This is a genomic window from Kitasatospora sp. NPDC058965, assembly GCF_042741245.1.
In the GTDB taxonomy this organism is placed as follows: domain Bacteria; phylum Actinomycetota; class Actinomycetes; order Streptomycetales; family Streptomycetaceae; genus Kitasatospora.
Map to the genome: position 1 here is coordinate 1 of NZ_JBHYKG010000256.1, position 12,662 is coordinate 12,662.

10 protein-coding genes and 1 pseudogene are annotated in these 12,662 nt (G+C 73.9%); 5 read left to right on the forward strand and 6 right to left on the reverse strand.

The genetic code is table 11. The features are described 5' to 3' along the window. Positions 1-99 precede the first annotated feature (99 nt). Positions 100-2,742, reverse strand: a pseudogene (locus tag ACFW1A_RS30750) (UPF0182 family protein); the annotation flags it as partial. A 173-nt stretch (positions 2,743-2,915) separates the two neighbouring features. Here ACFW1A_RS30750 and ACFW1A_RS30755 point away from each other — a divergent pair. Continuing rightward, a complete protein-coding gene (locus ACFW1A_RS30755) occupies positions 2,916-3,473 on the forward strand; it encodes a PPA1309 family protein (protein ID WP_380414532.1) in 558 nt (185 codons plus the stop codon). Positions 3,474-3,494: 21 nt separating this feature from the next. Here the strand turns inward: ACFW1A_RS30755 and ACFW1A_RS30760 are convergent, their stop codons facing one another. The 4 genes from ACFW1A_RS30760 to ACFW1A_RS30775 all read right to left on the reverse strand — a co-directional run bounded on the left by ACFW1A_RS30760 (position 3,495) and on the right by ACFW1A_RS30775 (position 6,632). Then, positions 3,495-4,556, reverse strand: a complete 1,062-nt coding sequence (locus tag ACFW1A_RS30760) for a PDZ domain-containing protein (protein ID WP_380414534.1) — start codon at positions 4,554-4,556, stop codon at positions 3,495-3,497. A gap of 70 nt (positions 4,557-4,626) precedes the next feature. Further along, positions 4,627-4,815: a hypothetical protein gene (locus ACFW1A_RS30765; RefSeq protein ID WP_380414536.1), complete on the reverse strand. Its 189-nt coding sequence runs from the start codon at positions 4,813-4,815 to the stop codon at positions 4,627-4,629. A 157-nt stretch (positions 4,816-4,972) separates the two neighbouring features. Then, positions 4,973-5,413: a molybdenum cofactor biosynthesis protein MoaE gene (locus ACFW1A_RS30770; protein WP_380414538.1), complete on the reverse strand. Its 441-nt coding sequence runs from the start codon at positions 5,411-5,413 to the stop codon at positions 4,973-4,975. A gap of 70 nt (positions 5,414-5,483) precedes the next feature. Continuing rightward, positions 5,484-6,632 (reverse strand): NAD-dependent epimerase/dehydratase family protein, encoded by a 1,149-nt coding sequence (locus tag ACFW1A_RS30775; RefSeq protein ID WP_380414541.1) that lies wholly within the window; start codon positions 6,630-6,632, stop codon positions 5,484-5,486. Between the two features lie 176 nt (positions 6,633-6,808). Between ACFW1A_RS30775 and ACFW1A_RS30780 the strand changes: the two genes are divergently transcribed. Both ACFW1A_RS30780 and ACFW1A_RS30785 read left to right on the forward strand, forming a co-directional pair. Further along, on the forward strand, positions 6,809-8,353 hold the full coding sequence (locus ACFW1A_RS30780; RefSeq protein WP_380414543.1) for a zinc-dependent metalloprotease: 1,545 nt from the start codon (positions 6,809-6,811) through the stop codon (positions 8,351-8,353). Between the two features lie 8 nt (positions 8,354-8,361). Then, complete coding sequence (locus ACFW1A_RS30785) at positions 8,362-8,934, forward strand: NUDIX hydrolase (protein WP_380414545.1); 573 nt, start codon at positions 8,362-8,364, stop codon at positions 8,932-8,934. Between the two features lie 34 nt (positions 8,935-8,968). Here the strand turns inward: ACFW1A_RS30785 and ACFW1A_RS30790 are convergent, their stop codons facing one another. Further along, positions 8,969-9,592, reverse strand: coding sequence for a M48 family metallopeptidase (locus ACFW1A_RS30790; RefSeq protein WP_380414547.1), 624 nt, complete (start codon positions 9,590-9,592; stop codon positions 8,969-8,971). A gap of 485 nt (positions 9,593-10,077) precedes the next feature. On the opposite strand from ACFW1A_RS30790, the gene ACFW1A_RS30795 reads away from it, so the two are divergent. Continuing rightward, a complete protein-coding gene (locus tag ACFW1A_RS30795) occupies positions 10,078-11,154 on the forward strand; it encodes a ThiF family adenylyltransferase (protein ID WP_380414549.1) in 1,077 nt (358 codons plus the stop codon). A 163-nt stretch (positions 11,155-11,317) separates the two neighbouring features. Next, on the forward strand, positions 11,318-12,652 hold the full coding sequence (locus ACFW1A_RS30800; RefSeq protein WP_380414551.1) for an ABC1 kinase family protein: 1,335 nt from the start codon (positions 11,318-11,320) through the stop codon (positions 12,650-12,652). The last annotated feature ends 10 nt before the right edge of the window (positions 12,653-12,662 follow it).

Below are 12,662 nucleotides of genomic sequence, written 5' to 3' on the forward strand. Positions count from 1 at the left end.
GTTCAACTTCACCTACCCGGACCTGCAGACGGCCTTCGACACCGAGCTGCAGAACGCCACCAACGAGCTGGTCAACAAGCGGATCAGCCCGGCCGTCCCGGTGGCCCCGGGCGCCGAGCCCAGCACGCTGGTCAGCGCCTGCCCCAGGGTGTTCTCGAAGGCCACCTTGTCGTTGCCGTAGACCGCCAGCACCTTCTGCAGCACGGGGTAGTTCGCCCCGCGCCCCTTGACGTAGACCGGCTCCACGTTGAGGAAGCCGCCGCCCACCGGCAGCGTGAGCAGGTTGCCGTACTCCAGGTCGGAGTCGCTGCCGCTCTTCAGCAGGGTCAGCTGGTTGGCCACCGCCGGGTTGGAGTTGAACTGCGACTGGACCAGCTTGGGGCCGAGCGTCTTGCTGTCGCTGGGCACCTTGAGGATCCGGATCTTCCCGTAGTCCGGCCCCGGGTCAGCGTCCACCGCCATGAACGCCGCCAGGTTGTCCCGCGCGCCGGGCACGAAGGTGGTGGTCAGCGAGAAGGTCGCGGCGGGCTGGTCCGGCATCCGCAGGGTCAGGTAGTACGGCGGCTGGGTCTGGCCGCGGTCGTTGGTCGGGTCGACCGGCACCTGCCAGATGTCCGTCCCGTTGAAGAACGAGTTCGGGTCGGTCATGTGGTACATGCCCAGCAGGTCGCGCTGCACCTTGAACAGGTCCTGCGGGTAGCGCAGGTGCGGCAGCAGGCCGGCCGGGATCGCGCCGCGCGGCTGGACCGTGCCGGGGAAGGCCTTCATCCAGGTCTTCAGCACCGGGTCCTGGTCGTCCCACTGGTAGAGCGTCACCTCGCCGGTGTAGGCGTCCACCGTGGCCTTGACCGAGTTGCGGATGTAGTTGACGTCGTCGGCCGCGGTCAGCACCTCGCCGCGCTGGTTGGACAGCGAGTCCTTGGTGGCGTCGCCCAGCTGGGTCTTGGACGAGAACGGGTAGCCGTCCGAGGTGGTGTAGCCGTCCAGCACCCAGACCACCCGGCCGTTCTCCACCACCGGGTACGGGTCGCCGTCGATCGCCAGCCAGGGGGCGACCTTCTCCACCCGCTCCTTGGGCGTGCGGTCGTAGAGCACCCGGGCGCCGTTGGCGATCGCGCCGGAGTAGAGGATCTGCGGCTCGCTGAACTTGACCGCGTAGGCGGCCCGGGTGATCGGGTTGTTCAGCGAGACGCCGCTGCCGCCCTGGTACTGGTAGGTCTTGTCACCTCCGTCCGCGGTGTAGTCGATCTCCTGGTTGGTGCCGCCGACGATCGAGTAGGTGCCGGTGTTCTCGCCGTAGTAGATCCGCTGCTCGTAGTCGCCCAGGCTCCCGGTGGCGGGCAGGCCGGACTCGGTGAAGACCGGCTGGCCCTTGTCGTTGACCTGGTTGCCCTTGGCCGAGACGGTGCCGTAGCCGTGGGTGTACTTGAAGTGGTCGTTGATCCAGTTGCGCTGCTGCACCCCGCCGAGGTCCAGCTCGCGCAGGCCGATCACGGTGTCCTGCACGCCCTGCGGGGTGCTGTACCGGTCCACGTCCAGGGTGCTCGGGAAGCCGTAGTACGAGCGCTGCTGCTCGACCTGCTGGAAGGTGGGCGAGACGATGTTCGGGTCCAGCATCCGGATGGCCGCGATGGTCTGCGCGTCCGGGCCCAGGGTGGCGGCGTCGGTGGAGCCGTTGGGGGTGTACTGCTGGGTCTGGCTGTCCGCGATCCCGTAGGCCTGCCGGGTCGCGTCGATGTTCTTCTTCAGGTACGGCGCCTCCTTGGCCTGCTCGTTCGGCTTGACCTGGAACTGCTGCACGATCGCGGGGTAGAGCCCGCCGATCAGCACCGCCGACAGCGCCATCAGGCCGAAGCCGATCAGCGCCGGGGCCCAGGTGCGCCGCACCGGGGTGAGGAAGAAGAGCACCGCACAGATCAGCGCCACGCAGAACAGGATGGTCTTGGCCGGCAGGTAGGCGTTGGCGTCGACGAAGCGCAGCCCGGTGTAGCCGCTGACGCCCTTGTAGGCGCCGGTCTTCACCGCCAGCGCGTACCGGTCCAGCCAGTACGCCACCGCCTTGAGCAGCACGAACACGCCCAGCAGCACGGCCAGGTGGCCCTGCGCCCCGGCGCTGGCCCGCCGCCCGGGCCCCTGCAGCCGCAGGCCCCCGTACAGGTAGTGCACCAGCAGCGCGGCGATCAGCGAGACCACCACCGCGCTGAACGCGAAGCCGAGCAGGAACTCGTACCAGGGCAGGTCGAAGGCGTAGAAGGCCACGTCCAGGTGGAACTGACTGTCCTTCACCCCGAACTGGGTGGCGTTGGTCCACAGCAGCCACAGCCGCCACTGCCCGGCCGCCGCGGCACCCGCGACCAGGCCCACCAGCAGCGAGACGCCGACCAGCAGCCACCTGCGGAACGGTGCGATGCCCATCCGGTAGCGGTCCAGGCTCTGCTGCTCCACCGACATCGCCGACAGCGGCGGCCGCAGCCGGTACGCCAGCCACACGTTCGCCCCGGTGGCCACCGCCATCAGCAGCCCGAACACCGCGAACAGGCCGGCCTTGGTCCACAACTGGGTGCTGAACACCCCGGAGTAGTGCACCGACTTGAACCAGAGCCAGTCCGTCCAGAACCCCGCGAACAGCACGAAGGCCAGGAAGAGCAGCGCCAGCACGCCCAGGGTCAGCAGCAGCACCCTCGCGCGGCGCGAGGGCGGACCGACCCTCGGACGGTACGCCGGACCTTCGCGGTCGGGCATCTGGAAGACCAAGGCGGCACCTCTGCTGGTGTGGCGGCGGGCGGCGCGGGGCGCCGGTGGACCGGCGGCCCACCAGAGCAACTTAACCGTCCGCCCACCCAGTTCCCAGCCACCCCCCGCGCGCCCGGGCCCGCACGCGGCCGCACCCGGCCGGGACGTGTGAGGATGGGGCCATGTCCGAAGCACCTGACACCGCCGCCGGCCTGCCGCCGGCCGCCTCGCCGCTCACCCGCGCCGCCCTGGAGATCGACGAGTACTCCGCCGGCCTCGGCTGGGACCAGCCCGCCCGCCTGTTCGCCCTGGTCGACAGCGCCCGACTGCGCCGCTCCGACCCCAAGGTGGCCAAGCAGCTCGGGCTGCAGGACGCCCCGGAGGGCGAGCTCACCCCGGTCCTGCAGGACGAACTGCCGAGCGGCATGGCGCTGGACGAGTTCCTCGGCACCATCGCCTGGCCGGACGCGGTGACCGGGTGCGCGCTGGTGGTGGAGCGGCTGATGCTTCCGCCGGGCGCCGAGAAGAGCCGGCCGGCCAACGCCAACGAGGCGCAGATCGCCGAGTGGGTGGCCAACCACCCACGCCGCCAGGAGGTCCGGATCACCGCCGCGGTACTGCGCGACGGCAAGAAGGAGACCGCCCTGCGACTGCGCGAGAAGGACCTGGCCCGGGAGGTGCTGACCGGCCCCGACCTGGTGCCGGGGCTGACCCGGGCGCTGCTGGCGACGTTCGCCTGACCGCCGGCCGATGACCGCCCGTCAGTGCGCCGGGCAGGACGGCAGTGCCGAGTCCTGTCCGGCCCGGACCTGGGCCAGCGCCTTGATCGCGCCGTCCAGGTTGTCCACCTTGATCAGCCGCAGTCCCGACGGGGTGTCCCGGGCGGCCTCGTCGCAGTTCTCGCTCGGGGTGAAGAAGTAGCGGGCGCCGGCCTCGCGGGCGGCGATCACCTTCATCGAGATGCCGCCGATCGGGCCGACCTTGCCGTCGTCGTCGATGGTCCCGGTGCCGGCCACGAACTTGCCGCCGGTCAGGTCGGTGGGGGTCAGCTTGTCCACGATGCCCAGCGCGAACATCAGGCCGGCGCTCGGCCCGCCGACGTCCTGCAGGCCGATGTCGATGGTGAACGGGAAGGTGTGCGTGGTGCCGGGCAGGATGCCGACCATCGCCCGGTCGGCGTCGGGGGCCTTGGCGGTGACCACCGGCACGTCCTTCTGCGCCGAGCCGTCCTTGGGCACCACGGTGAAGACCACGGTGTCGCCGGGCTTCTTCTTGGCCACCAGCGGGGCCACCTGGGTGTCCGCGGTGACCTGGGTGCCGTCCACCGCCAGGATCTCGTCACCGGCGTGCAGCTTGCCGTCGGCGGGGGCACCGGCCACCACGCTGGAGACGATCACCTTGCTGCCGACCTTGTAGCCGAGCTGGGTGAGCGCGGCCGTCTTGGCGCTGTCCTGGGAGTTGGCGAAGTCCTCGGCGTTCTGCTGCTCGGACTGCTGCTCGGTCTCGCCCTTGGGGTAGATGGTGTCGTGCGGCACCACCAACTGGTCGTTGCGCAGCCAGCCGACCACCACCGAGACCAGGCTCGGCTCGTAGTTGGCCCCGGTGACCTGGACCGTGGTCATGTTCAGGTGACCGCTGGTCGGGTAGGTCTGGGTCCCGGTGATGCTGATCACCGGGGTGCCGCTCTTGTCCTGCGCGCCCAGCGTGTTGTACGTCGGGCCCGGGCTCAGCTGGGTGTACGGCACCGGCAGCAGCACGGAGACACAGAGCAGCGCTATGAGCGTCAGGGTCGCGGCGAGCATCGTCGCAGAGCGGCGTGGCATGCCACGACAGTACGGGACCACCCCCGCGACGCGCCCGCCGGGTCAGACCGTCCGGCTGCCGGGAGCGGGCTCAGCGCCGTTGGCCGTCCGGCACCCGGGGGCCGCCGGTGCTGCGCTCCATCGCGGCCGTGAACCGCTGGTGCTCGGCCAGCGAGGCACCGTCACCGGTGGCCTTCGGCGGCCGGGCGGCCCAGGTCGCCCACAGGACGGCGACCACACCCGCGACGACGGGGATCCCCAACCACGCCAGCACTGCCATGTCCGTCCTCCCAGCTCGTCGTGCCTATCAGCACATTAGCCGCCCGGGAGGAGAACGGCGCCGAGGCCATCCGGGTTACGGCGGGTCAGCCGCCGCCACCCGGCGGGCGCATTCGTACGACCGGTTGGGCCGAACGGGCCGGGGGCCTGACGGGCGCTCAGCAGGAGCCCGCGCCGACCCACTCCTCCTCGCCGTCGGAGAAGAGCTGGTGCTTCCAGATCGGCACCTCGTGCTTGAGGTCGTCGATCAGCTTCCGGGCGGCGGCGAAGGCCTCGCCGCGGTGCGGGCAGGAGACCGCGACGATCACGGCCTTGTCGCCGATCTCCAGCCGGCCGACCCGGTGCACGGCGGCCAGCGCCCGGACCGGGTGGTCGGCGACCACCTTCTCCGCGATCCGGCGCATCTCCTGCTCCGCGCTGGGGTGGCAGCTGTACTCCAGCGCGGTCACCGACTTGCCGCCGTCGTGGTCGCGGACCGTGCCGACGAAGAGCGTGGTGCCGCCGGCCGCGTCGTCGCCGACCGCCGCGTACACCTCGTCCAGCGAGAGCGGGGTCTCGCGGATCGCGAGCAGGCGGATGGGGTCGTGGTTCTCGGACATGCTCCAATGATCCGCCATCCGCGGGCCGCGGGGGCAATTGTCGAAGTGTCCAAGCCCGGCGGGCCCGGGCTCAGATCCGTCGGCGCTTGCGGGCCCGGCGCACCAGCGCCGCGGTGCCGACCAGCGCCACCGTGGCCCCCGCCGCGCCGAGGCTGGTGGCGGCCTCCTTGCCGCCCAGGCGGCGCCCGGCCACCGCGTGCTTGCCCGCCACCTGGGACAGCAGCTCGGCCAGCACCTCCTCGTTGCCGTACGCCGGCCGCCAGCCCGCCTCGTGCAGCCGGCTGCCGGAGACCACCCACGGGTACATGGTGTACGCCAGGTCCCCGGCCGGGGCCGGGGTGAGCCCGAGCCGGTGCAGCCGGGCCGCGGTGCCCAGCGCCAGCGCGGCGGGCAGCTCCATCCGGCGGATCCCGGAGAGCTCCTCCACCTCCTCCTGCTCCAGCCAGCCGTCGCAGCCCACCGTGACCTCGCCCTCGACCAGGCCGAGCGCCGCGTACTCCAGTGCGGCGGCCAGGTCGTCCACGTGGCAGAACTGCCAGCAGGGGCGCGAGCCGGCCACCACCAGCAGCCGGGGCGCCTCGAAGTGCCGGGTCAGCACGGTGTCCACCCCGGGGCCGACCACCACGGCCGGGCGCAGCACGGTGACCTGCAGCCCGGGGTGGGCGCGCGGCGCCCGCCGGGCCAGCCGCTCGATCTCCAGCAGGTCGCCGACCAGGCTGGCCTCCTCGGTGGCCCGCAGCTCGGAGTCCTCGGCCAGCGGCACCTCGTTGTCCGGCAGCGCGCCGTAGACCATCGCCGAGGTGCAGAGCACCACCCGGGGCACCCCCGCCGCCGCGGCCGCCGTGACCACGGTCTGGGCGCCGCGCACGTTGTAGGCGCTCCGGGTGCGCGGATCGGCCTCCATGCCGAAGTCCATCGCCAGGTGCACCACCACGTCCGCCCCGCGCAGCCGCTCGGCCACCGCGGGGTCGCGCACGTCCAGCACCCGCCACTGCACGCCGGGCGTCTCGCCGCGCCGGTCGTCGATCGCCAGCACCTTGCGCACCCCCGGGCTGTGCACCAGGCGGGCCACCAGCCGCGCGCCGAGCACGCCGGCCGCCCCGGTGACGGCGACGGTCAGCGGTCGACCGCCGTAGGCTGGGGGCGCGGACCCGGGCGCCACCTGGGCCTCCTCGCCACCGGTCAGCCCAGAGCGAACGTCCGAAGGCGGGGAACTCACCGGCGATCCTCCACGGTTAGCTTATGTGCGTACGTACGAGTGTCACGCACCGTCCATCCTGCCCGAGGTGAGGGTCCGGCGGTGCACCCGGCGCGGGCTTGCCCGCTCGTCCGCTGTCCCTGACGTGCTTTTCCCGCCACCCGACCAGCGTGACGGCCGACCAGATCGAGGAACCCGTGAGCGACCTCCCCTTCGGATTCGGTGTCCCGCCCGAGGAGCCCGAGGAGGGCAAGGACCAGGGCGGCAAGAAGGACGAGCCCGCCGGCGACCGGCCGGAGCAGCCGTTCGGTTTCGGCGGTGCCAATCCGTTCGGCGCGCTCTTCGGGGCGGGCGCGCCCGGCCAGGGCGGGGACAACCCGTTCGCGGCCATGATGGGCGGCCTCAACCCGAACGACCTGGGCGCCGCGTTCCAGCAGCTCGGCCAGATGCTCTCGTTCGACGGCGGCCCGGTGAACTGGCAGCTGGCCAAGGACATCGCCCGGCAGAGCGTGGTGGCCGAGCAGCCGGAGGGGCGGGCCAAGGACCGCTCGGTCAGCGCGACCGAGCGCTCGGCGGTGGCCGAGGCGGTCCGGCTGGCCGAGCTCTGGCTGGACTCGGCGACCGAGTTCCCCTCCTCCTCCGCCACCGCGGTGGCCTGGAGCCGGGCCGAGTGGATCGAGGCCACCCTGCCGGTCTGGCAGGAGCTGGTCGACCCGGTGGCCGAGCGGGTGGGCAACGCCATGGGCGGCGTGCTGCCCGAGGAGATGCAGTCGATGGCCGGCCCGCTGATGGGCGTGATGCGCTCGATGGGCGGGGCCATGTTCGGCACCCAGATCGGCCAGGCGCTCGGCGCGCTGGCCGCCGAGGTGCTCGGCTCCACCGACGTCGGGCTGCCGCTGGCCCCGGCCGGCAAGGCCGCGCTGCTGCCGCAGAACATCGCCGAGTTCGGCGAGGGGCTGAGCGTCCCGGCCGAGGAGGTGCGGCTCTACCTGGCCCTGCGCGAGGCCGCCCACCAGCGGCTCTTCTCGCACGTGCCGTGGCTGCGGGCGCACCTGTTCGGCGCGGTGGAGGCCTACGCCCGCGGCATCAAGGTGGACACCTCCCGGATGGAGGAGCTGATGGGCCGCCTCGACCTGGAGAACCCCGAGGCGCTCCAGGAGGCGCTGGGCAACGGGCTGCTGCAGCCCGAGGACACCCCCGAGCAGAAGGCCGCGCTGGCCCGGCTGGAGACGGCGCTGGCACTGGTCGAGGGCTGGGTGGACGCGGTGGTGCACGCCGCCGCCGAGCCGCACCTGCCGCAGTCCTCCGCGCTGCGCGAGACGCTGCGCCGGCGCCGGGCCACCGGCGGCCCGGCCGAGCAGACCTTCGCCACCCTGGTCGGCCTGGAGCTGCGGCCGCGCCGGCTGCGCGACGCCTCCCGGCTGTGGGCCTCGCTGGCCGACGCGCGCGGCATCGACGGGCGCGACGCGCTCTGGCAGCACCCCGACATGCTGCCCGCCGCGACCGACCTGGACGACCCGGACGGCTTCGTGCACCGCGGCAGCGGCGAGCCGGTCGAGGGCGGGCTGGACTTCGACGCGATCGACAAGCTGCTGGGCGAGGCGGCGCAGGGCTCCCGGGGCACCGCGGCCGGCGCCGCCCCGGCCCCCGGCACCGAGGCCGAGCCCGGGTCCGCGGCCGACTCCGATGCCGGTACCGACTCCGACTCCGACTCCGACTCCGACTCCGACGGCAAGGACTAGCCCGCCTCATGACCACGCTGCACGAGGACGCCGTCGCGGCCCTGACCGACTGGGAGCCCGGCGAGGCCGACCAGCAGCGGCTGCGCGACGACTACCTGGCCCACCTGGCGGACCGTCAGGACGGCCTGTTCAAGTCCTGCCTGCCCGCGCACCTGACGGCCAGTGCGCTGGTGGTGGACCCGGCCGGCCGCCGGGTGCTGCTGACCCTGCACCCGAAGGTCGGGCTCTGGCTGCAGATGGGCGGCCACTGCGAGCCCGGGGACGCCACCCTGGGCGCGGCCGCGCTGCGCGAGGCGGTGGAGGAGTCCGGCATCGCCGGGCTGACGCTGCTGTCGGCGGGCGGGGCCGGGCGGCCGGTGCCGGTGAAGCTGGACCGGCACCAGGTGCACTGCACCGGCAAGGACCGGCCGGCCAACACCCACCTGGACGTGCAGTACGTGGCGCTGGCGCCGGCGGGTGCCCGGGAGCTGATCAGCGAGGAGTCGCTGGACCTGCGCTGGTTCGGCTACGACGAGCTGCCGGAGCTCACCGACGCCTCGGTGCGCCGGCTGGTGGGCCTGGCCCGGGAGCTGGCGGGCTGACGCCGCGGCGGGCCGGGCCGACCGCGGCCCGGCCTCAGCCGCAGACCTCCGGCTCGCCGCCGGGCAGTTCCTCGGGACCGCGGGCGCCGGGGACGTGCGGCAACCGGGCGGCCGCCGCGACCCCCTCCAGGTAGCCGCGGGCCCGCTCGGTGCGCGGGTAGGCCTCCAGCAGCGCCCAGAACCGCGGGCCGTGGTCGGCCACCAGCAGGTGGGCCAGCTCGTGCAGCAGCACGTAGTCCAGCACGTACTCGGGCATGCCCTGCAGGCGGTGCGAGAGCCTGATGGTGCGTTCGCTCGGGGTGCAGGAGCCCCAGCGGGAGTTCTGGTTGGTCACCCAGCGGACCCGGTCCGGCCGGGCCCGGCCGCCGAGGTAGTCGGCGGAGAGGCGGCGGGCCCGGTCGAACAGCGCGTCGTCGCCCAGGGTGCGGCGGCTCTCCTGGGCGGCCAGCCGGTCGAGCATCTGGGCCACCCAGCGCTGCTCCTCGGCGAGCGACATCCGGGCCGGGATCAGCACGATCGTGCGGTCGCCCTCGCGGTAGGCCGAGACGGTGCGGCTGCGGCGGGCACTGCGGCGGACCTCGACCGGGCCGCCGGGGGCGTGGCCGTGGGTGCCGCGCGGCGCCTCGCCCGGGAGCGGGGCCGCGCCCGGCTCGTCCACGGTGCGGTACCCGGGCGTCGTGGACCCCGACCCGGCCGCTGCACGGGCACGCCGAGGCGACGCCGAGGGCTTGGAATCCCGTTCGGCAGCCATGGCACAGGACGTTACCCGGTAGGACTGACAGAAGTCCGCTGCCCGGGCCGGATTTCTTTTTCCCGGTGATCGGCATTCACCTTCCCGGAATGCGCGTCACCTGAATGCCGGTCAGATGATCTCCGCCACCTGTGGACAACTCCGTGGGCGAATTCCCGCAGCTGGGGCACCCTGTCATTACGCACCGGAGCCGGGCGGAGTCATTCGGCAATCGGCGGTGCGCACCGTACGGAAAGGGAGTCGCCATGTCGACCGCGCAGACGATGCCGACCGCGCAGCCCGGGCGGTCCGCGGGGAAGAGTTCGGTTCCGGGGCGTTCTCCCGGTGTTCCGGGGCGTTCTCCCGGTGTTCCGGGGCGTTCTCCCGATCCGGGTTCCGCCGCCGAGCGCCCGTTGCTCAAGCCCGCCCTCTCCCGGGCCTGGCGGGACTCCCGCACGCTGCAGTTCGGCACCGATCCCGGGCGGGCCCAGGTGGTCGCCGAGGCGGACGAGCCGTACCGCGCCTTCCTCGCCCTGCTGGACGGCGAGCGGGACGCGGCCGCCGTCGAGGCCGCCGCCGGCCGCCTCGGCCTGGCTCCGCCGTACGTCCGCCAGGCCCTGGCCGAGCTGGCCCGCAACGGCCTGCTGGAGGACTCGGCGGCGGTGCAGCGCGCACTGGCCGCGCTGCCGCCCAGCCGGCGGGAGCTGCTCGCCCCGGACCTGGCCTCGCTCTCGCTGCTCCACCCGCCGCCCGGGGCGGGGGCCACGGTGCTCGCCGCCCGGGCCGGGGCCCGGGTCGAGGTGCGCGGGGCCGGGCGGGTGGGCGCGGCGGTCGCGGCGGCGCTGGCGGCCGGCGGGGTGGGCGCAGTGGCGGTGCTGGACGAGGGGCGGGTCCGCCCGGCGGACTGCTCCCCGGCCGGCTTCGGGCCCGAGCTGCTGGGCCGCTCCCGGCAGGGCGCGGCGCGCGAGCTGCTGGGTCGGGCGGCCGGGGCGGCGGCCGGGGCCGGTCCGCGGGCGGCGCCGGTGCGGGAGCCGGCCGCGCCCGTGCCGGACCTGGTGGTGCTGGCCCCGCGGGACGGCAGCGGTGCCTTCGCCGGTCCGGCGGTGGCGGCCCGGTCGCTGCTGCGGGCCGGGGTGCCGCACCTCTACACCGGGGTGGTCGAGCACCTGGGCGTGGTCGGGCCGCTGGTGCTGCCCGGCGCCTCGGCCTGCGGCGGCTGCGCGGCGCTGACCCGGGCCGAGCAGGACGGCGCCTGGCCCCAACTGCTCGCCCAGCTCGCCGCCGACGGGCCGGGCCGGCCGCCGGAGCCGGCCTGCGACGGCGCGCTGGCCACCGCGGTGGCGGGCCTGGCCGCGCTGCAGGTGCTGCTCCACCTCGACGGCACCCGCCCGCTCAGCGTCGACGGGTACTTCGAGATCTCCGCGGCGGACGGCATGGCCCGCCGGCTGCGGCTGCCCCCGCACCTGGACTGCGGCTGCTTCTGGCGGTGAGCGCCGCCCCGCGGCCGCCGCACGGGCGTCCCGGGATGTTCTCGAAGCTGTTCGACCGGCTCTGGCCGGGTGCAAGCGGGGAGCGGGCACAATGGCCTAGTGGCCGCCGTCCCCCGGTCACGGCAGGCCCTTCGTGAGGGGTGGCAGGATTGGGAGGCCCCGGGTGAGCGATCTTCCGCGCAAGGCTATGACCCGCACCGCACGACTGGCCGCCCTGCCGTTGGGGATCGCGGGCCGGGCCACCCTGGGCCTGGGCAAGCGGATCGGCGGACGCTCCGCCGAGGTGGTCACCGCCGAGCTCCAGCAGGCCACCGCGGACCAGCTCTTCAAGGTCCTCGGCGAGCTCAAGGGCGGCGCCATGAAGTTCGGTCAGGTGCTCTCGGTCTTCGAGGCCGCGCTGCCCGAGGAGGTGGCCGGTCCCTACCGCGCCGCGCTGACCAAGCTCCAGGACGCGGCGCCGCCGATGCCGGCCGCCAGCGTCCACGCGGTGCTCGCCGAGCGCCTCGGCAAGGACTGGCGCTCCGACTTCCGCAGCTTCGACGACCGGCCGGCCGCCGCCGCCTCGATCGGCCAGGTGCACCGGGCGGTCTGGCAGGACGGCCGGCCGGTGGCGGTCAAGGTGCAGTACCCGGGGGCCGGCGAGGCGCTGCTCTCCGACCTGGGCCAGCTGAGCCGGGTGGCCTGGCTGGTCGGCCCGCTGATCCCCGGGCTGGACATCAAGCCGCTGATCACCGAGCTGCGCGAGCGGATCTGCGAGGAGCTGGACTACGCGCTGGAGGCCGAGGCCCAGCGGGTACACGCCAAGGAGTTCGCCGGGGACCCCGACATCACGGTGCCCGACGTGGTCGCCCAGGCCGACCAGGTGCTGGTCACCGAGTGGCTCGGCGGCACCCCGCTGGCCGAGGTGATCTCGGCCGGCAGCCAGGCCGAGCGGAACCGGGCCGGCCACCTGCTGGCCCACTTCCTCTTCGCCGGGCCGGCCCGCACCGGCCTGCTGCACGCCGACCCGCACCCGGGCAACTTCCGCCTGCTCAAGGACGACGGCCCGATCGAGGGCTGGCGGCTGGGCGTGATGGACTTCGGCACCGTGGACCGGCTGCCCGCCGGGCTGCCCCGCCCGATCGGCGACGCGCTGCGGATGGCCCTGGCCGACGACGCGGTCGGCGTGCTGGACATGCTGCGGACCGAGGGCTTCGTCAAGCCGACCATCCAGCTCGACCCGGACGCGGTGCTGGACTACCTGCGGCCGATCATCGAGCCGGCCGTGGTGGACCGCTTCCACTTCACCCGGGCCTGGATGCGGGCCCAGGCCGCCCGGATCGCCGACCCCCGCTCCCCCGCGTACAACCTGGGCAAGCAGCTCAACCTGCCGCCGGACTACCTGCTGATCCACCGGGTCACCCTGAGCACCATCGGCGTGCTCTGCCAGCTCGGCGCCGAGGCCCCGTTCCGCACCGAGATGCGGGACTGGCTGCCGGGCTTCGCCGCGGCCGAGTAGCGGCGAAAAC

Coding starts and splice junctions, on each gene's coding strand:
- ACFW1A_RS30755 (WP_380414532.1), top strand. CDS start 2,916: ATGTCCGAAGCACCTGACACCGCCGCCGGCCTGCCGCCGGCCGCCTCG.
- ACFW1A_RS30760 (WP_380414534.1), bottom strand. CDS start 4,556: ATGCCACGCCGCTCTGCGACGATGCTCGCCGCGACCCTGACGCTCATA.
- ACFW1A_RS30770 (WP_380414538.1), bottom strand. CDS start 5,413: ATGTCCGAGAACCACGACCCCATCCGCCTGCTCGCGATCCGCGAGACC.
- ACFW1A_RS30785 (WP_380414545.1), top strand. CDS start 8,362: ATGACCACGCTGCACGAGGACGCCGTCGCGGCCCTGACCGACTGGGAG.
- ACFW1A_RS30765 (WP_380414536.1), bottom strand. CDS start 4,815: ATGGCAGTGCTGGCGTGGTTGGGGATCCCCGTCGTCGCGGGTGTGGTC.